This window comes from Luteimonas viscosa (assembly GCF_008244685.1).
Taxonomy (GTDB): Bacteria; Pseudomonadota; Gammaproteobacteria; order Xanthomonadales; family Xanthomonadaceae; genus Luteimonas; species Luteimonas viscosa.
Genome location: NZ_VTFT01000001.1, coordinates 116,532 through 134,987, shown reverse-complemented (window position 1 = coordinate 134,987; position 18,456 = coordinate 116,532). Strand labels below are relative to the sequence as shown.

Sequence of the window (18,456 nt, the reverse complement as noted above, 5' to 3'; positions counted from 1 at the left end):
ATCGTGCGGGAGGCAGGGCCGTCGAGTCTATTCCCCGGCAGGTGCTGGCGTGGCGTTGCGATCGGCCACCGAAGCGGCGATCAGCGACGCCACGCCGCGCGGGTCTTCCTGCTGCGCGACGTGCCCGCCGGGGAAGGTGCGGATGGTCCAGCCGCGGGCCTGCGCGTTCTGCCAGCTCCTGTCGGTCTTCGCACGCTGCTCCGCGGACTGGTCCTTCGGCACGAAGGCGACATAGGTCACCGGCAGTGCCAGCGCGGCGGGATTGCGGTAGGACACCGGCTGGTTGAAGCACTTGATCGACTGCTTGACGTTGTACGGCGGCTTCGCGCCGGGCTCGACCCACGGCACCTGCATGAAGCCGTCCCTGAAGCGCTCCGGATCGGGCGGCGAATCGTTGCCGAACAGGTCCCAGATCGACTGGCCGTCTTCCGGCACGGCGGCGTCGAGGAACACCACATGGCGCAGCCGCCCGGGGATCCGGTCCATGACGCCGGTGACCACCATGCCGCCGTAGCTGTGGCCGGTGAGCACCACGTCGTGCAGGTCCTCGAACAGGATCAGGTTGACCACGTCGTCGATATGGGTCTGCAGGTCGATGTCGGCGCTGTTGAGGTGCTCGCGCTCGCCCAGGCCCGTGAGGGTGGGGCGGTAGACCGTATGCCCGTCATCGGTCAGGAACTGGCCGGTGCGCTTCCATTCCCAGCCGCCGGCGGTGGCGCCATGGACGAGCACGAAGGTCTGCTTTTCGGCGGCGAGCAGAGGAGCGGCGACGCAAGCGAGCAGCATGGCGCCGAGGAGCGTCGCGATGACGCGGTGTGGGAACGGGTTCATGGCGGTCTCGCAAACTTGGCAGGAGGCGGATTCCGCGACAGGGTGCCATGCGCGATGGACGCCGCGGCGGGGAAACCGGCTGCGATTCCGTAATGCGATGGCGACATGCCGGCAGGGAATCGTTCGTCGGCGCAAGCGAAAGCCGCAGCCTGCCGGCGTAACGTCAGGTCGACGGCGCATGCGCAGGCTCCGTACCATGCCCGGCACCAACCCGGTCCGTCCGGACCGGACACACACGCTATCCGGGGAACGAGCGATCCCGACCAACGTCGATCCGCCGCCGCCCAGCCGCCTGCAACTGCCGCCCGGGCCCTGGGCGACCGTGCTCGAAGCCCTGTGCGCGCACTTCCCGCGCGTGGACGAGGCCACCTGGCGCGACCGCTTCGCGCGCGGCCGCGTGCTGGACGGCGACGGGCGCGCGCTCGATGTCTCGACCGCGTACCGCGTGGGCGCCGAGGTCCGGTATTTCCGGGAGGTGGCGGACGAGCCCGACATCCCGTTCGCCGAGACCGTGATCCACGCCGACGCGCACCTGGTGGTGGCCTGCAAGCCGCACTTCCTGCCGGTGGCGCCGACGGGCGCGTACGTGCGCGAGACGCTGCTGACGCGACTGGTCCGCCGCCTCGGGAATCCCTCGCTGGTACCGCTGCACCGGATCGACCGCGAGACGGCCGGACTGGTGATGTTCTCGGCCGATCCCGGCAGTCGCGCGGCCTATTCGGCGCTGTTCCGCGAGCGGCGCATCCGCAAGCATTACCTGGCCCTCGCGCCGCCATTGCCCGATCTGGCGTTTCCGCACGTGCACCGCAGCCGGCTGGCGCGCGGCGAGCCGTTCTTCCGCATGCGCGAGGTGCCGGGCGCGCCCGACAGCGAGACACTGATCGAGGTGGTCGCGCGCGGCGAACACGCCTGGACCTACCGCCTGGAAGCGGTCACCGGGCGCAAGCACCAGTTGCGGGTGCACATGGCGGCGCTGGGCGCGCCGATCCTGCACGACCGATTCTATCCGGCGTTGCAGGACCCCGGGCCGGACGAGCACCGCCGACCGCTGCAACTGTTCGCCCACGCGCTGGCCTTCGACGATCCGCTCGACGCAGCGCCCCGACGTTTCGTGGCGGCGCCGGATTTCGCGGTCGCGGCCATGCCGCCGCAATAGGGGCCAATGGCCCCAGGTCAAGATTGCGGACAGGAACGGACAGGTCGGGATGCAGACTCCCGGTTACGGGACACTGCCGCCGCCGACAGTCCGGTACGATCCCCGCCTCGTTCACGCGTCACCGCAGGATTGCCGTGTCTTCCATCATTTCGATCCAGAACCTCAGCAAGACGTACCGGTCGGGTTTCCAGGCCCTCAAGTCGGTCGACCTGGAGATCCGCAAGGGCGAGATCCTCGCGCTGCTCGGGCCCAACGGCGCCGGCAAGACCACCCTGATCAGCATCGTCTGCGGCATCGTCAACCCGAGCGAGGGCACGGTGACCGCCGACGGCCACGACATCGTGCGCGACTACCGCGCCGCGCGGGCGAAGATCGGCCTGGTGCCGCAGGAACTGTCGACCGACGCGTTCGAGACGGTGTGGGCCACGGTGAAGTTCAGCCGCGGCCTGTTCGGCAAGGCGCCGGACCCGGCGTACCTGGAGAAGGTGCTGCGCGACCTGTCGCTGTGGGACAAGAAGGACAGCAAGATCATGACCCTGTCCGGAGGCATGAAGCGCCGGGTGCTGATCGCCAAGGCGCTGTCGCACGAACCGGCCATCCTGTTCCTGGACGAACCCACCGCGGGCGTCGACGTGGAGCTGCGCCGCGACATGTGGGAGATGGTGCGCAAGCTGCGCGAGAGCGGGGTGACCATCATCCTGACCACGCACTACATCGAGGAAGCCGAGGAGATGGCCGACCGCATCGGCGTGATCGACAAGGGCGAGCTGGTGCTGGTGGAGGACAAGCACGTGCTGATGCGCAAGCTGGGCAAGAAGCAGCTGACCCTCGCGCTGCAGGAGCCGCTGGAGCGGATCCCCGGGGAGCTGTCCACGCTGGCGCTGGAGCTGGCCGACGAGGGCCGCACCCTGGTCTACACCTTCGATTCGCAGACCGACCAGACCGGGATCGCCGCGCTGCTGCGGCGGCTGGGCGAGCTGGGGATCGACTTCAAGGACCTGCATTCGAGCGAGAGCTCGCTGGAGGAGATCTTCGTGGGCCTGGTGCACGCCGGCGGCCGGGAGGCACGCGCATGAACTGGCACGCGATCCGCGCGATCTACCGTTTCGAGATGGCGCGCACCTTCCGCACCATCACCCAGTCGATCGCCTCGCCGGTGCTGTCGACCTCGCTGTACTTCGTGGTGTTCGGCGCGGCCATCGGCTCGCGCATGGGCGAGATCGACGGCGTTTCGTACGGGGCGTTCATCATCCCCGGCCTGATCATGCTGTCGCTGTTGAACGAGAGCATCTCCAACGCCTCGTTCGGGATCTACATGCCCAAGTGGGCGGGCACGATCTACGAACTGCTCTCCGCGCCGGTGTCGTACGTCGAGGTGGTGATCGGCTACGTCGGCGCGGCGGCGACCAAGTCGCTGATGCTGGGCGTGCTGATCCTGGTGACGGCGCGCGTGTTCGTGCCCTACGAGATCGCGCATCCGCTGTGGATGCTGGCCTTCCTGCTGCTGACCGCGGTCACCTTCAGCCTGTTCGGTTTCATCATCGGGCTGTGGGCCGACGACTTCCAGAAGCTGCAGGTGATCCCGCTGATGATCGTGACCCCGCTGACCTTCCTGGGCGGCGCGTTCTACTCGATCAGCATGCTGCCGCCGGTCTGGCAGAAGATCACCCTGTTCAATCCCGTGGTGTACCTGATCAGCGGCTTCCGCTGGAGTTTCTACGGGGTCTCCGACGTCGGCGTGGGCATCAGCATGGCGGCGATCCTGGGCTTCCTCGCGCTGTGCCTGGGCGCGGTGTGGTGGATCTTCAGGACCGGCTGGAAGCTCAAGGCCTGAGTCCGCCGGCGGTAACCGGGTGGGTCCGCGCCCGCCTTCGACCGCGATGGCGCAAAGCGGCGATCCGGTCCGGCTGCGGATCCGGATCGAGTGAGCGGGTGGTGCGCAACAGGCGATTCATGGGGGTTGCGGCGTGACGCAGCCTTACGGGCCGCCGCATAAGGTGTGCCTGCTCCGTCCACGGACCCCGCATGCGCAAGCCCCCGCACAATCCGCACGACCTCGGCCGCCACGACCTGGACGATATCCTCGGCACCATCGACGAGGAGGTGCGGCAGCGTTTCGGCGAAGGCAAGGTCGCCGACTACATCCCCTCGCTGGCCGACGTGCCCAGGGACCGCTTCGGCATCGCCCTGGCCTTGCCGGACGGCGCGGTCCACGAAGCGGGCCATTCGCGCGAGCGCTTCTCGATCCAGAGCGTGTCCAAGGTGTACACGCTGACGCTGGCGCTGGAGGCGATCGGCGAGGAGCTGTGGAAGCGGGTCGATCGCGAGCCGTCCGGCGATCCGTTCAACTCCCTGGTGCAGCTGGAGTACGAGAAGGGGATCCCGCGCAATCCCTTCATGAACGCCGGCGCCTTGATCTCCGCCGACGTGATCCTGTCGAATTTCGAGGATGCGGAGGCGACGCTGCTGGCCTTCATGCGTGCCCGCTCGGGCAATCCAGACGTGGGCACGGACGAAGTGGTGGCCAGGTCCGAGCGCGAGAGCGGCTACCGCAACGTGGCCGTGGCCAACTTCATCCGCAGCTTCGGCAACATGGACAACGACGTGCAGGATGTCCTGGATTTCTACTACCTGCAGTGTTCGCTGCGGATGGACTGCGTGGATCTGGCGCGCAGCGTGCGCTACCTGGCCGATGCCGGCCATTGCGCGTCGTCGGACGTGCAGGTGACCACGGCGGAGGGCGCGACGCGCATCAATTCGCTGATGATGACCGCGGGCACCTACGATGCGGCGGGCGACTTCGCGTTCTACGTCGGGCTGCCCGCCAAGAGCGGGGTGGGCGGCGGCATCGTCGCGGTGGTGCCGCACGTGATGGGCCTTAGCGTGTGGTCGCCGGGGCTGGACGAGAAGGGCAATTCGCTGCTCGGGCGCTATGCGCTGCACCGCTTCACCCGGATGACGGGGTTGTCGGTGTTCTGATGGCAGGCATCGCACAGGTTCGCCCGGCCGTGCCGTTATCGTCGCAATACGGGCACATCGCAGCATCGGGAGGCTTGCATGTTCTTGCAGCGGTTTTTCGGGGAACAGACGCCGGATCCGCGGCCTTGTGCGAACTGCCGGGGCGACCAGCGCCTGGATTTCGATATCCGGATGGCGTTCCAGCCCGTGGTCGACGCCCGGGACCGGTCCATCTACGGCTATGAAGCCCTGGTGCGCACCGCCGAAGGAGGCGGGGCGGGCGAGGTGCTGGCGCGGGTGGAGCCCGAGCAGTTGTACCGTTTCGACCAGACCTGCCGGGTCAAGGCGATCGTCACCGCGGCGGAACTGGGCCTGCGGCAGCGGCTGTTCATCAATTTCTTCCCGAACGCGGTGTACGAGCCCGCCACCTGCATCCGGCTGACCCTGCTCGCGGCGCAGATGAGCGGCTTTCCGACCGAGCACCTGGTCTTCGAAGCCGCGGAGTCCGAGGAAATCCGCGACCAGGCGCATGTCGCGCGCATCTTCCGCGACTACCGCAGCCGCGGTTTCCAGACCGCGATCGACGACTTCGGCGCGGGCTACGCCGGCCTGCCCAGCCTGACCGCGTTCCAGCCGGACCTGATCAAGCTCGACATGGGCCTGGTCCGCGGCATCGACGCCGATTCCGTACGCCAGGCCATCGTCGCGGGCGTTGCCAGGATCGCCAGCGGCATCGGCTCGACGCTGCTGGCCGAGGGCGTCGAGACGGCGGCCGAGTACCGGACCCTGCGGGAGATCGGCATCGACCTGTTCCAGGGCTATCTGTTCGGCAGGCCGGCCCTGGAACGGTTGGACACGGTGCCCGATGCGACTTGGGCGGGCCTGGCGGGATAGCCGCTGCGGAGAGCCGGCCAGCCTTTCCAGGATCAGAGACCATGCCTCCCCGAACGGCTGGCGTCCCGTTGCTTCGCTGTCCGGCGACGGCCAGGTACGGTTTCACACCATCCATATGGATGGTGTTAGGATGGCCTCTACCATCCGCCGGATCCAGTCCATGGCCGAGCCCCGCCCGCGCGCCCTTGCCGACAGCGAGAAGATCACCATCAACCTCGGCGTCGTCGACCTGGGCCAGATCGACCTGCTGGTGCAGGAAGGCTTCTATTCCAACCGCACCGACCTGATCCGCACCGCCATCCGCAACCAGCTTGCGACGCATGGCGATGCGCTGCGCAACACGCTGGCGCGCCGCACGCTGGTGGTCGGCCTGCAGGATTACGGCCGCCCCGAACTGGAGGCCGCGCGAGATGCCGGCGAGCGCCTGCGGATCCAGGCCCTGGGACTGGTGCGGATCGCGGAAGACGTCACCCCGGACCTGGCACGCGAGGCGATCGAGTCGATCGCCGTGCTCGGCGTGCTCCAGGCAAGCCCGCAGGTCAAGGCCGCATTGGCCGGCCGCATCCACTGACCAGGAATTCAATGAAACCCGGCAACGACACCATGCTCCGCGCGATGCGCCAGATGCAGGAAGGCGACCTGCACGCCGCCACGCGCACCCTCCAGCAGGCGCTCGGCGGCGATGTCGGCGCGACGGCGGCAGCGTCCGGGCCGGACGTGCGGCAGAACGGGGACGCGCCGGGCGCGACCCTCGAGGGCGAGTTCCGCGTGATCGGGAGTGGCAGGGCGTCCTCCGCCGACGCGCGCCGCGATGCCGATACCGACACAGGTACCGCACGCGATCCCCGCCGCGAAGCCGATCACCGCGAGGACGCGCGCGCCACCACGGCTGCCGCTGATGCCCGCGGCGCGACGGCGACGCTTTCGGGCTTGTGGCAACGCGCCGTGACCATGCCGCCCGGCGCCGGCGGGCAGCCTGCCTTCCGGTCCTCGCGGCGCGGCGAGGTCCGGACCGGTGGCCTGCCGATGCACCGATTCTCCTGCGAAGCGGGCGACCTGCAGTACGGGCTGCACATCCCCCCGGGGCTCGACCCGGCTGGCGCGCCATTGCTGGTGATGCTGCACGGCTGCACCCAGACGCCCGCGGATTTCGCCCGCGGCACGCGCATGAACCAGCTCGCGGACGTGCACGGCTACGTCGTCGCCTGGCCCGCGCAGTCGGCCGAGCGCAACCAGAACCGGTGCTGGAACTGGTTCCGCGGCAGCGACCAGCAACGCGGGCAGGGCGAACCGGCGATGCTTGCCGCACTCACCCGGCACCTGGTCGCCAGCCACCGGCTCGACGCGAATCGCGTGTACGTGGCCGGCCTGTCCGCGGGGGGCGCGATGGCCGCGGTGCTCGCCAGCACCCACCCGGACGTCTATGCCGCCATCGGCGTGCACTCCGGCCTGCCGATCGGCCTGGCCAGCGACGTGCCTTCGGCGTTCGCCGCCATGCGCAAGGGCGGCGTCTCGCGGCGAGGCGCGTCCGCGGCGCGCCGTCCCCTGGTGCCGGCGATCGTCTTCCACGGCGACAGCGACACCACCGTGCATCCGGGCAATGGCCAGGGCGTGGTCGAACAGAGCCTGGGCAGCGCCGGTGGGGCCGCTCACGCTGCCACGTCCAGCACCGTCGAGCGCGACGGCACACCAGGCGGGCGCAGTTCGACCCGCACCCTCCACCGCACCGCGGACGGCCGCATCGCGGCCGAACACTGGATCGTCCACGGCTCCGGACATGCCTGGTCCGGCGGCGATGCGGCCGGGAGTTACACCGATCCGCAAGGACCCGATGCCTCGGCACAGATGCTGCGGTTCTTCGACGGCTGCAGGCACGCCGCAGGTTGAAGTAGGGGTAGAACGATCTACTCGCGGTCCGCGCAGGCGCTGCCGGGCTGCGTGCCGAGCCGGGATCCCACGGTCGCGATGCCTCGGCCCGGTGTCCGCATGCTTCCTTGCCTGGCGGGGCGCGCCCGTGCCAGGCAATCTCCCGCGTCCGGCCCGGCCTGTCGATCCCGTCCGCTCAACGCGCGGCTTGCGACTGCAACCCGGGTTGCGGCAGCCCGAGGATCCAGTCGCGCAGGGTCGTCAGCCAGCAGTCCTCGCGCCCGTCCTCCGGATGCACCAGGTGGAACGGCTCGGCCTGCAACTGCGGGCCGAACGGCTGCACCAGCGAGCCGATCGCCAGTTCGTCGGCGACCAGGGCCAGGCTCATCAATGCCACGCCCTGGCCGGCCAGCGCGGCGGAGATGGTGTGGGTTTCGTCGGAGAACACCGGCCCGATCCCGGCATCGAGGCCTGGCACGCGTGCGCGGCGTTGCCAGGCGGGCCAGTCGACCGGCGCGCTGCGCGCTCCCGGCGGGGCGAAGTGCAGCAGCGTGTGGCGCGTCATCTCGCGCGGCTCGCGCAACGCCAGGGTAGGGCTGCACACAGGCGCGAATACGTTGGCGAACAGCCTGTAGGCGATCAGGCCGGGCCAGTGGCCGCTGCCGTAGCGGATCGCCGCATCGGCCTCGATGCCGTCGAGCGCCACCGGTTCGTGCGAGACGTGGATGCGCAGGTCCAGTCCGGGACAGGCCTCGCGCAACTGCGGCAGGCGCGGCACCAGCCAGCGCGAGGCCACCGCCGGCGTGGTGCTCAGGGTCAGGCTGCGCCGCTGCGGCGCGCGCACGCGCTCGACCGCGGCCGCCATCGCACCGAAGGCGCCGGTGAGGCTGCGCTGCAGTTCCTGTCCCTGTGGCGTCGGCAGCAGCTGCCGCGGCCTGCGAACGAACAGCGCCAGGCCCAGCTCGCCTTCCAGTTGCCGGATCTGGTGGCTGATCGCCGCCGGGGTGACGGACAGCTCCCCGGCCGCGCGCTTGGCGCTGCCCAACCGGGCGACGGCCTCGAAGGCGCGCAGTGCGGACAGCGAGGGCAGGCGACGGTTCATGAGCAAATATTCCTCACTCATTCTGGAAGAAAAGATCGTTTGTCAGCTCATCGAATGGGTCCTAGCGTGACCTGACCCGGATCGATGCGTGAATGATCCTAACCCGAACGAGGAGCCCCCATGACCCACCTCCTGCATCTCGACGCCAGCGCCCGCCCGGGCCGGCGTGGCATCGACCCGCACGGCTCGCATACGCGCGCGCTGAGCCATCGTTTCATCGCCCGCTGGCGTGCCGCGCGCCCGCACGATCCGGTCCGCTACCGGGATCTGGGTGCCGCGCCGCCACGACTGGTCGACCACGACTGGATCCGGGCGGAATTCACCCCGCGCAACCGTCGCGAGCCGTGGATGATCGAACGCCTGGCCGAAAGCGATGCGATGGTCGACGAAGTGATCGGCAGCGACCTGCTGGTGATCGGCGCGCCGCTGTACAACTTCGGCATGCCCGCCCCGCTGAAGGCATGGATCGACGCGATCGTGCGCATCGGTCGGACCGTGGTGTTCGATCCTTCGCGCGAGGAGGATCCTTACGTGCCCCTGCTGGCCGACCGGCCGCGGCGCGTGGTGCTGCTGTCGTCGCGCGGTGGCTTCGGCATGGACGCGGGCGGGCCGCTGGCGCACATGAACCACCTCGACCCGCACCTGCGCACCGCGCTCGGATTCATCGGCATCCACGACCTGCGCGGCATCGCGATCGAGAACGAAGAGTTCGGCGGCGGACGCCTGGCCGCGTCGGTGGCGGAGGCCGAGACGAACGTCGACCGGCTGGTCGATACCTTGCTGGCGGAGATCGACGCGCCTGCCGTGCCGGCCGAACCGCTCCCGGCCTGAACACCGGTCAGGACTGCCCGCCGTCGCGCAGCGACAGGACGACTCCCATCGCCCCGCACGCCAGGGTCGCAATGCCGGCCAGGGCGAGCAGCACGCGCAGGTCGCGCCGTCCGGTCGCCATCTGGAAGGCGCCCTGCGCGGTGATGGTGGTGCCGAACACCCACACCGCGCCCAGCACGGCCCACACCAGCACCGCCTGGGCCGGGGATCCGCTGAAGCGCATGCGCTCGATTTCGACTCCCGGATTGGCGAGCATCGGCGCGAGTCTGGCCAGCAGCACGGTCATGCCCACCGCCAGTACGGCACCGAGCACGACCAGGACCGCGCCCAGGCGCCGGATCCACCGGCGCGAGATCATGCCGCCGCCGCATTCGGGGCAGGTGCTGGCATAGCGGTGGGTGCAGTAGCGACAGCGGCCGCAGCGGCTGAGATCCTCCGGATCGCTGCCGTCGCCTGGGCCGTGCACCAGGCTGGCCTTGCCCGGACGACCGAGCGAATAGCGGCCGATCGCACGTCGCGCATCACGCCACGCACCCGGCGCCACGGGAAAGGTCAGCCGGCTGTGCAGCGGCGGATTCAGGCGCCCGTTGCGACCCCGGCTGGGCGGGTGGCGCAGGTGCAGTTCGGCGACGGCCGGGCCGGCGCCGGCAGCGCGCATTTCCGCCTCGAGGACTTCCGGCGCGCCATGGCGCGGCAGCAGGTGGATGCTGCCGCCGATGTCGATGGCATCCTCGCCGACGATGATCCCGACCCCCTCGGCCGGCACGTGCGCGGGCAGCGAGAGTTCGTTGCGCCGCCCGGCGGCATCCGTCGGCGCGGCGCGCTCGGCTTCGACGAAGGCCTGCCAGTCGGCGGCATCCACGCGCCAGCGCGCCAGTTCGCCGATCCCGCGCACCAGCCGGGATCCGGCCCGCGCGGTCCGGTGCGCGAGAACGGCGAACACCAGCCCGAGCAGTGCGGCGGTCAGGCCGACCGCGACCAGCGCGCCGTGCGGAGCCTGCGGAATGGCGCCATCGGGCAGGGACCAGGCCAGCGCCGACATGGCGCCGCCCAGCACGCAGGCGAGGACGCCCACCAGTCGCCATCGTCTCGAATTTCGCACGCCGTCACTCCGCGGGCCGGTTCCTGCGGACAACGAGTGCAGGCGCTGGCGCAGGCCAGGCGACGCTAGACTGGCGACATCCCCGCGACGACCGTTCGGCCACACGATGATCACCTGCGTGATCCACTACACCATCGATCCGGCGAAGACCGAGGCGTTCGAACGCTTCGCCCGGGAATGGGTACGGCTGGTGAACCTGCATGGCGGCCGCCATCACGGCTACTTCCTGCCCGGCGAGGGCGCCAGTGACAAGGCGCTGGCGCTTTTCAGCTTCGACAGCCTCGCCAGCTACGAGCGCTACCGCGCGCGCTTCGGCCACGACCCCGAGTTCCTTGCCGCCGACAGGATCCGGGACGAGTCGGGTTGCGTGCTGCGCTACGAGCGGACCTTCATGCGGCCGCTGCTCGAAGACTGAGTCGACGACGGCGCGGCGGCGTGGGCGCACGGCATGCCTCTGCGCGAGCGCGAGGTTTCGGTACCCGCGCACCGGGGTGCGGGACGAGGGCGGCGCCGGACGGCGCCGGACGTCGCAACGCGCTCAGGCCGGAGACTCGACCAGCACCGGATCGCCGAGCGCGATGCGCCCCGGCGTCACGGTCGAGGCGTAGACGCCGAGGCAGCCTTGGCGCTCGCGCGCGACCGTGCGCAGGATCGCCGGGTTGCGCTCGCCCGTCACCGGGTCGATGGTGATGACGACGCAGCGGCCATCGCGCTTGTCCACGCGCATGCGCATGGCGCCCACGTGCAGCACGCAGCCCAGCCAGTCGTCCTCGGCGAACGGCTGGCCATCGGTCGCTTCCACCAGGATGTTCGGCCGGAATCGCCCCACCTCGAGCGGCGTACCCACCGCCTCTGCGAGCCGCGAGATCGTGCCGCTCGTGACGAGCGAGAGCGGGAAGCTGTCGAACACGCCGCGATCCTGGCGGATCATCCGGGCGCCGTCCGGGTGCAGCTCCGCCGCGAGCGCGGGGTCGGTAACGTCGAACGTCGCGCCCGCCGGCGTCCGCACGACGGTCCGCGACTTGTCCGGGCGCTCCGGATCGGCGAACGACGGCCGATAGTGGTTCATGTCGGCGCGTTCGCGCAGCGTCAGCCAGGGAACCCGCTGTGTGCCACGCCATCGCGCACGAACGCCCAGCGCCGGTCCCCGGCGAATCCGTGCCAACTCACGTCGACCTCCGGCAGGGCCTCGGCCGCCATCGACTTCACCGGGTAACGCCACAAGCCGACCACGCGGCCGACAGACCTGCAGTTCATGGAGCCATGCATCGCGCATCCTCTTTCGCAAAGAGGCGCCCTTGCCATCCGGGCCAGCGTCGAGCGTGACGGATCGGAATCCGCTGCAGCGCCCCTCGACGGAGGGTCCACGCTGCCGGCGGCAGCGCGACGGAGATAACGCGCGCAGCACAGCAGAGGCGATGTGCGCCTGTCAAGGCGACTGCGACGCGCGCCGGCTGCGCCGGGCGGCACGTGGGCGAAGTTGCGGGCGCCGGGGCGTGCGCATGCCGTGTCCGCGGATGGACGCCGGCCAGCCCGGGTCCGGGGCAGCGCAGCCCACCCCGCAACGGGCTGGAGAAAACCGGTCGCACGCAAAGAACGCGGCGACCCGCGTTTTTCACACGGGCGGACGTGCCTCGACGCCTGCAGGCATACTCCACGACGCGACCATCCGCAGATGCGGATGCGTGGCAGGACGTTCCATCCGATGCCGCTTCGCGGCGTGGTTCGTCAGGAGTACGCGATGGCGATGGACTATCAGCTCGTGATCAGGTTCTGGAGGAAGTCGCTGACGGACGAAGGCTTCCTCGCGACCATCGAGGACCGGCTCAGGCAGGTGCTGGGCGATGCCGCGGTGCCCGACGGATACGACGTGGGGGCCAAGGAGATCGACCTGTTCGTGCTGACAGGCGATCCACGGCACTCCTTCCGGCGCGCGAAAACCGTGCTCGAGGACCTGGGCGTGCTGCACAGCGTTTCGGCGGCGCATCGTCTGGTGGGCGGCGCGCGTTTCACCTCCATCTGGCCGTTGCGCCCCAGCCGGAAGTTCACCCTGCCGTAGCGGACTGCCTGCCCTGGGTTCGGTGCAACCCGGTACGCACGTTGGCGGCGCGATCAGGAATCGGCGAACCGAAGGATCCGCGCGACGAAACGCCGCGACGACCCTGCGCGCGTGGTCGAGGCGTACGTAGGATGGTCGACAGGTGTTCCCCGCATGCGGACACGGTACGGCTCGCGCATCGGGTGACGGGGCACGCCCGCCTGGCAGCGCGGTGCGATGAACGCCACGCAGGCATGTCGATCCATGCAGGTAGCGGAGGGTGAGGCGGATGAAGCGCAGGACATTTCTCACCACCCTTGCGGCCTCCGCGGGCGGCCTGGTCCTGCCGGGATGCCGCAGCCACCCCACGCATCCGCAAGCCCGCGGCAATGGACGCGTGATGACGGTGAACGGCCAGATCGAGGCGTCGGAACTGGGCATGACCCTCGTCCATGAGCATCTGTACGCCGACCTGCGTCCGTACGCCGAGCAACTGGCGCACCCGCTCGCGGCGGACGCGGATGCCGTGCTCGGGGTGGTGTTGCCGCATCTGCAGAAGATCCGCAGCCTGGGCTGCCGCTCGCTGGTCGACTGCACCGCGACCACGCTCGGGCGGGACCCACGGCTCATCCGGCGCCTGTCGCAGGCGAGTGGCCTGCACATGCTGGTCGCGACCGGGGCCTATGTCGCCGCGGGTGGCCGGTTCAACGCGCCCCATGTGCTGGAAGGGACGGGCGAGCAGCTGGCCGCGCGCTGGACCGGTGAATGGCGGAATGGCATCGACGGCAGCGGCGTGCGCCCGGGTCTGGTCAAGCTGGGCCTGGAGGGCGATCCGCTCAGCGAGCTCGAGCGCAAGGTGGTGCGCGCAGCGGCACTCACGCATCGCAACACCGGCCTGGTGATCGCGGCGCACACCGGGCCCTGGGAGGAAGTGGCGCCGGGCCGCAATGCGCGTTGCGCATTCGAGCAGCTCGACCTGCTGCAAGCCGAGGGCGTGCATCCGTCGGCATGGATCTGGGTACACGCCCAGAACGAAGTGCTGGCGGAGCATCACATCCGTGCCGCGCGACGCGGCGGCTGGGTGGCGTTCGACGGTTTCCGCCCGGGGCAGGTGGATCGCTACCTCGAACTGATCCGCCGCATGCGCGACGAGGGCCTGCTGCACCGCGTGCTGGTTTCCCAGGATGCGGGCTGGTACGACGCCGGTGTGCCGGATGGCGGTGAGTTCAATCCGTTCGATCCTGTGTTCACCACCCTGATCCCGGCGTTGCGCGCCGACGGCTTTGGCGAGGACGAGGTGCAGGCCCTGTTCGTTCGCAATCCGGCGCAGGCGTTTGCGTTCGACCTGCAGCGAGGGTAGGCGCCGGGCAGCACCGCCTGCATCATCCATCCCCGAACGCGCCGAAGAATCCGGCAGTCGCCTGGCGCTTGGTGCCGGGATCGTCCCGCGGGCAATGCGTCGTCCCAGTGCGCGGCATCGGAGCGTCGGTGCCGACGGCGTTCCGGATGGAGCGGAACCGGGACGGATCCCCGACACCGCCCTCGAACGTGCCGGCGGCACGGGCTGGCGCAGACGAGGAGCCGGTCTCAGGGGCGGTCTGGCGCCTGCTGATCTCGTCCGATGTACGCCCGCGCCTCGGCCATTGGCGTCGGGCGCGTCGCGTGCGCCGCCACGGCCAGCAGGCCTTCGTAATGCCGCTTCGCAATCGTCTTTTCCCCGGCGGCTTCCGCGGCGCGGGCCGCGCCGAGCAGGCTGTTGAAGCGGTTGGGGTACAGCGACAGCGCCTGCTCGTAGGCAGCCAGTGCCTGCGCATGCGATTGCTGCAGGGACAGCAGGTCGCCGAGCATTTCGTAGGCCGGGAGGGTGGGACCGGGCGTGACCGGCGGCTTCGGGATGGAAGCTTCCAGCCGGGCCGCCTCCTCCAGACGCGTACGCGCGGTCGTCGGGTCCTCCGCGGCCTGGGCGATCCATCCGTCCAGTGCGAGCGCGAGCACGCGCACGTGGTTGGCGAACAGGTCTTCGCCGTTCGCCCGCGTGGCGGCTTCAAGATCGCCCAGTCGCGCGCGTTGCAGGCGCGCCTCGGCCAGTTCCTGCCGGCGGGCGGCGCCGGTGCCGCGTGCGAAGCGCACGATCGCCTCCGGCCAGGTGTTGCGGTCCCAGTCGAGCGAACCGGGCTGCCGCGGTTCGAGCGAAGCGGCGGCCGCCCAGTCGCCGCGTTCGAGCGCAAGTCGCGACGGGATCGACGCCAGGTGGAATGCGGTCTTCGCACTCGGCTGCAGGTTGGGCACGGCCCGCAGTCGCGCCATCTCGCCCGCGGCCGCGACGTCGTCGCCCTGCTGCAGGTGGGCGTAGACGAGGTATTCGATGGCGTGCGCGAATTCGTCCCAGACGAACTGGCCGCGATCGCCGGCGGGATGTTCCAGCGCGGCTTCGGCCGCGCGCCGATTGCCGCTGATCACGCGGTCCCAATCGCCGAGCCGGGTGTAGATGTGGGTCGGCATGTGCAGCGCATGCGGGTTGCGCGGTGCGGCGGCATCGTAGCGGCGGGTCACGTCGAGCGACTCGTGCTCGCGCCCCGGCACGTCGTTGGCATGGACCAGGTAGTGCATCGCGCCGGGGTGCCCGGGATGCGCCTGGTGCATGGCCACGAGGATGGCGGCCGCTCGTTCCGCACGCTGCCGCGCCTCGTCGCCCGTCGGCGGTGCGCCGGCCATGTGCGCCAGCGCGTGGAACGTGGCCACCTCGACGTCATCCGGGAAAGCGTCGTACAGGTCCGCCTGCGCGGCCTCCCAGCGCCGCACGCGTACCCAGTAGTCGGATTGCTCCGGATCGCGGAAGAACGCGCCGGCCGCCGCGATGAAACCGCGCTCGCGCACGTCCTCGGGCGCGAGCGATCGCGCCAGTTCGACTTCGCGCCAGCCTTCCTGCAGCGCGGCGGCATCGGGCCGGGTGGGCCACAACGGCGTGAACAGCGTCATCGCCACGCCCCAGTGCGCCATCGCGCAGGTGGGATCGGCGCTGGCGGATGCCCGGAACGCCTCGCGTGCCTGCGGGTAGGTCATGTGGTGGAGCAGCGCGAGTGCGCGGTCGAACGCCGCCTGCGCCCCGGCATTGCACGACACCGGGAACTCGACCGTGCCCAGCGGCTGGCCGGCGTGCTGCTGTGGGTCGGCGGCATGCGCGGCGAGGACCGGCGAGGCGGCGAGGGTCGCAACCAGCAGGAGGCCCAGGCGCCGGGGACGCCGCGCGACGACGGAACGGGGGAGGCGGATGCGATGCATACAGGGCTCCTTGGCGGGGTCCGACGGCATGTTGCCACCGGACGAACTGCCCACGGCATGTACGGCCGGCCGTGGCTCCAGTGTGCCAACGTGGGGCGATGCGACCGGCGGACAGCGCCGAACAAGCATCGCGGCAATCGCCAGAGCGTCCGTTCGCGCTTCCGCTGCCACGGGGCCATTGCTCCTGCATGGCGGCGATCGGAATGCCATGTGTGCGGCCGGGTGATTGTCCGACACGCGGGTCGGGGTTTTCCGATGGCCGGCGGCACCATGGCGCGGGATACTGCACGCAGCACAAGGATCGAGTGCTCGGATCGGCGACGGGTGACTTCCGTCCACGCACCTGCCGATGCGTCATCGATGGTGGACGAACCTACATGGAGGTAGACGCATGAAAGCTCCCCATTTGCTCATCGCGATCGTCATTTCGGGCGGATTGCTCGTCGGCTGCACGTCGCTCGCGCAGAGCACCAACACCCTGTCGGATGAGAGGATCCAGTCGATGACCGCCGGAGTGCTGGGTTACGAGCCTTCCGAACTGACGATCGCCAGCCGCCGGACCGAGGGCACCAACACCTACGTCAACCTCCAGGCGAACGACGGCCGCGAGTTCACGTGCGTGGTCAACGGCGGCAACCTGCTGAGCATGGGCATGACCAACCCGCCCTCCTGCAGCAGGAAGGGAGAACCGGTTCGCTCGAATCCGCTCCAGCTCTGAGGCGTCCGCGCCGCCGCGCAGGAATCGTCTCCCCTGCGCCGGTTCGACGCCCCAGCGGCTTCGGACCGGCGCGCCCGCCGCGCTACGCCGCCGCGATCGCCTCGATCTCCAGCAGCCAGCGGCTGTCGTAGATCCCGGCGATCACGATCGTGAGGGCTGGCGAGCGGTCGCCGAGGATCGATTGTCGCAGGCCACCGCTCTGCGCGATCAGGGCGCGATCGGACAGGAAGATGGTGGCCTTGACGAGGTTGTCGAACGTCATTCCGGCGGCATGCAGCTGCGTCTCCACATTGCGCCAGGCAAGTCGGTACTGCGAGGGGTAGTCGTCCGGGATGCGGCCGTCGGGGTCCTCGGGCACCTGGCCGCTGACGAAGAGCCAGCGGGAGGCACCGGATACGAGGCTGGCCTGCGCATACGCCAGGCCAGTGGGCGCGATCGGTTGGATGGTCATGTCGGTCGGATTCGAGCGGGAAGGAAGCGGGATCGCGAACGCCAGCGCAGCGGAGATGCAGGGCAGCAGGTCACGTCGTCGCATGCTGGAAAGGGGAGGGCCGTGGGTGCCCTATGATGCCGCCTCATGTCTCGCCGGCGCCCCGACATTCGTCCGGCAGCGCCCGTCAAATGGACGGCCCCGTGGATGCCATCGACCGACACCTGCTGGAACTGCTGCGCGAGGACGCCAGCCGTCCGCTGAAGACGCTCGCCGCGGAAGTCGGCCTGTCCCGCAGCAGCGTCCGCGACCGCATCGCGCGCATGCAGGCGCAGGGCGCGATCCGCCGCTACACCATCGAAACGGCGCCACAGGCGGGTACCTTGTCCGCGATCTGCATGCTGCGCCTCGCCCGTACGCCCGACATGGGCATCGTCCATTCGCTAACCGCCATGCCGGAGGTGGTGCGATGCGATGCGCTGTCGGGCGAAATCGACCTGCTGGTCGAGATCGCTGCCCCGGACGCCCCTTCGCTCAACGGGACGCGCGATCGCATCGCCGCGCTGCCGGGCGTGGTCGAGGTGACGACATCGGTGGTGCTGACGCGTTACTGAAGTCCGCGCGAACGACGGCGCGAACAGCGTTCCGGCCGGCGTCCTGCTTCGCGACCGGTGGCGCTCGCCTGTTGCGAGCGCACGGCGATGCCAGCGCCACCAGCGGACGTCAGCCCCTTCGCGCCGCCTCGATCGCGGCGATGTCGATCTTGCGCATGGTCATCATGGCGTCGAACGCACGCCTGGCGGCCTCGCGATCGGGGTCGGTGGTCGCTTCGATCAGGGCGCGCGGGGTGATCTGCCACGACACGCCCCACTTGTCCTTGCACCAGCCGCAGGCGCTTTCCTGCCCGCCATTGCCGACGATCGCATCCCAAAGCCGGTCGGTCTCGGCCTGGTCCTCGGTGGACACCTGGAACGAGAACGCCTCGCTGTGCTTGAACGTCGGGCCGCCGTTCAGCCCGATGCAGGGAATGCCCAGCACGGTGAACTCGACCGTCAGCTCGTCGCCCTGCTTGCCGGAGGGATAGTCTCCGGGTGCATGGTGGACGGCGGTGACCTCGCTGTCGGGAAAGGTCTGCGCATAGAAGGTGGCGGCTTCGAGTGCGTTGCCGTCGTACCAGAGGCAGATCGTGTTCTTGTGGGTCATCTTCATGCTCCGTGATGGATGGCAGGCGACTCATGCGCCTGTCCC

Annotated in this window: 21 protein-coding genes and 1 riboswitch; of the genes, 13 read left to right on the top strand and 8 right to left on the bottom strand. The window is 69.8% G+C overall.

Features of this window, described 5'->3' with window-relative positions:
- Positions 1 to 27 precede the first annotated feature (27 nt).
- Positions 28 to 831 carry an alpha/beta fold hydrolase gene (locus FZO89_RS00645; RefSeq protein ID WP_149101455.1) on the bottom strand — a complete coding sequence of 268 codons (804 nt, stop codon included), beginning with the start codon at positions 829 to 831 and terminating at the stop codon, positions 28 to 30.
- A gap of 196 nt (positions 832 to 1,027) precedes the next feature.
- Between FZO89_RS00645 and FZO89_RS00640 the strand changes: the two genes are divergently transcribed.
- The 7 genes from FZO89_RS00640 to FZO89_RS00610 all read left to right on the top strand — a co-directional run bounded on the left by FZO89_RS00640 (position 1,028) and on the right by FZO89_RS00610 (position 7,726).
- On the top strand, positions 1,028 to 1,987 hold the full coding sequence (locus tag FZO89_RS00640) for a pseudouridine synthase (protein WP_149101454.1): 960 nt from the start codon (positions 1,028 to 1,030) through the stop codon (positions 1,985 to 1,987).
- 134 nt (positions 1,988 to 2,121) lie between these two features.
- Entirely contained in the window at positions 2,122 to 3,063 is a 942-nt protein-coding gene (locus FZO89_RS00635) for an ABC transporter ATP-binding protein (protein WP_149101453.1), read from the top strand.
- Positions 3,060 to 3,821, top strand: a complete 762-nt coding sequence (locus tag FZO89_RS00630; RefSeq protein WP_149101452.1) for an ABC transporter permease — start codon at positions 3,060 to 3,062, stop codon at positions 3,819 to 3,821. Before FZO89_RS00635 ends, FZO89_RS00630 begins: the two co-directional genes overlap by 4 nt.
- Positions 3,822 to 4,012: 191 nt before the next feature.
- Positions 4,013 to 4,966 carry a glutaminase gene (locus FZO89_RS00625; protein ID WP_149101451.1) on the top strand — a complete coding sequence of 318 codons (954 nt, stop codon included), beginning with the start codon at positions 4,013 to 4,015 and terminating at the stop codon, positions 4,964 to 4,966.
- A 78-nt stretch (positions 4,967 to 5,044) separates the two neighbouring features.
- Complete coding sequence (locus FZO89_RS00620; RefSeq protein WP_149101450.1) at positions 5,045 to 5,839, top strand: EAL domain-containing protein; 795 nt, start codon at positions 5,045 to 5,047, stop codon at positions 5,837 to 5,839.
- 160 nt (positions 5,840 to 5,999) lie between these two features.
- Entirely contained in the window at positions 6,000 to 6,410 is a 411-nt protein-coding gene (locus tag FZO89_RS00615) for a CopG family transcriptional regulator (protein WP_149101449.1), read from the top strand.
- 11 nt (positions 6,411 to 6,421) lie between these two features.
- A complete protein-coding gene (locus FZO89_RS00610; protein ID WP_149101448.1) occupies positions 6,422 to 7,726 on the top strand; it encodes an extracellular catalytic domain type 1 short-chain-length polyhydroxyalkanoate depolymerase in 1,305 nt (434 codons plus the stop codon).
- Between the two features lie 175 nt (positions 7,727 to 7,901).
- Here the strand turns inward: FZO89_RS00610 and FZO89_RS00605 are convergent, their stop codons facing one another.
- Positions 7,902 to 8,807, bottom strand: coding sequence for a LysR substrate-binding domain-containing protein (locus FZO89_RS00605; RefSeq protein WP_149101447.1), 906 nt, complete (start codon positions 8,805 to 8,807; stop codon positions 7,902 to 7,904).
- Between the two features lie 120 nt (positions 8,808 to 8,927).
- Between FZO89_RS00605 and FZO89_RS00600 the strand changes: the two genes are divergently transcribed.
- Positions 8,928 to 9,638: an FMN-dependent NADH-azoreductase gene (locus FZO89_RS00600; protein WP_149101446.1), complete on the top strand. Its 711-nt coding sequence runs from the start codon at positions 8,928 to 8,930 to the stop codon at positions 9,636 to 9,638.
- Positions 9,639 to 9,645: 7 nt separating this feature from the next.
- Here FZO89_RS00600 and FZO89_RS00595 read toward each other — a convergent pair whose 3' ends face one another.
- A complete protein-coding gene (locus FZO89_RS00595) occupies positions 9,646 to 10,713 on the bottom strand; it encodes a hypothetical protein (RefSeq protein ID WP_149101445.1) in 1,068 nt (355 codons plus the stop codon).
- A 133-nt stretch (positions 10,714 to 10,846) separates the two neighbouring features.
- On the opposite strand from FZO89_RS00595, the gene FZO89_RS00590 reads away from it, so the two are divergent.
- Entirely contained in the window at positions 10,847 to 11,155 is a 309-nt protein-coding gene (locus tag FZO89_RS00590; RefSeq protein ID WP_149101444.1) for an NIPSNAP family protein, read from the top strand.
- Positions 11,156 to 11,278: 123 nt separating this feature from the next.
- On the opposite strand, the gene FZO89_RS00585 is transcribed toward FZO89_RS00590, so the two are convergent.
- Positions 11,279 to 11,809, bottom strand: coding sequence for an MOSC domain-containing protein (locus FZO89_RS00585; RefSeq protein WP_222928061.1), 531 nt, complete (start codon positions 11,807 to 11,809; stop codon positions 11,279 to 11,281).
- A 20-nt stretch (positions 11,810 to 11,829) separates the two neighbouring features.
- Positions 11,830 to 11,997, bottom strand: a complete 168-nt coding sequence (locus FZO89_RS18605; protein ID WP_222928060.1) for an MOSC N-terminal beta barrel domain-containing protein — start codon at positions 11,995 to 11,997, stop codon at positions 11,830 to 11,832.
- 26 nt (positions 11,998 to 12,023) lie between these two features.
- A riboswitch (S-adenosyl-L-homocysteine riboswitch) is annotated at positions 12,024 to 12,100 on the bottom strand.
- Between the two features lie 345 nt (positions 12,101 to 12,445).
- Here FZO89_RS18605 and FZO89_RS00580 point away from each other — a divergent pair.
- Together FZO89_RS00580 and FZO89_RS00575 are read left to right on the top strand one after the other, a co-directional pair.
- Complete coding sequence (locus FZO89_RS00580; RefSeq protein ID WP_149101443.1) at positions 12,446 to 12,799, top strand: hypothetical protein; 354 nt, start codon at positions 12,446 to 12,448, stop codon at positions 12,797 to 12,799.
- A gap of 268 nt (positions 12,800 to 13,067) precedes the next feature.
- Positions 13,068 to 14,138, top strand: a complete 1,071-nt coding sequence (locus FZO89_RS00575; RefSeq protein ID WP_149101442.1) for a phosphotriesterase family protein — start codon at positions 13,068 to 13,070, stop codon at positions 14,136 to 14,138.
- 227 nt (positions 14,139 to 14,365) lie between these two features.
- Here FZO89_RS00575 and FZO89_RS00570 read toward each other — a convergent pair whose 3' ends face one another.
- On the bottom strand, positions 14,366 to 16,060 hold the full coding sequence (locus FZO89_RS00570; RefSeq protein WP_149101441.1) for a hypothetical protein: 1,695 nt from the start codon (positions 16,058 to 16,060) through the stop codon (positions 14,366 to 14,368).
- Positions 16,061 to 16,451: 391 nt separating this feature from the next.
- Between FZO89_RS00570 and FZO89_RS00565 the strand changes: the two genes are divergently transcribed.
- The gene (locus FZO89_RS00565) at positions 16,452 to 16,778 is read left to right on the top strand and encodes a hypothetical protein (RefSeq protein ID WP_149101440.1); all 327 of its coding nucleotides are present in this window, start codon (positions 16,452 to 16,454) and stop codon (positions 16,776 to 16,778) included.
- 82 nt (positions 16,779 to 16,860) lie between these two features.
- On the opposite strand, the gene FZO89_RS00560 is transcribed toward FZO89_RS00565, so the two are convergent.
- Positions 16,861 to 17,229 (bottom strand): RidA family protein, encoded by a 369-nt coding sequence (locus FZO89_RS00560; protein WP_149101439.1) that lies wholly within the window; start codon positions 17,227 to 17,229, stop codon positions 16,861 to 16,863.
- A 182-nt stretch (positions 17,230 to 17,411) separates the two neighbouring features.
- Here FZO89_RS00560 and FZO89_RS00555 point away from each other — a divergent pair, with 182 nt between their 5' ends.
- Positions 17,412 to 17,822 (top strand): Lrp/AsnC family transcriptional regulator, encoded by a 411-nt coding sequence (locus FZO89_RS00555; protein WP_187470985.1) that lies wholly within the window; start codon positions 17,412 to 17,414, stop codon positions 17,820 to 17,822.
- A 109-nt stretch (positions 17,823 to 17,931) separates the two neighbouring features.
- On the opposite strand, the gene FZO89_RS00550 is transcribed toward FZO89_RS00555, so the two are convergent.
- Positions 17,932 to 18,411, bottom strand: a complete 480-nt coding sequence (locus tag FZO89_RS00550; protein WP_149101437.1) for a VOC family protein — start codon at positions 18,409 to 18,411, stop codon at positions 17,932 to 17,934.
- Positions 18,412 to 18,456: the final 45 nt, after the last annotated feature.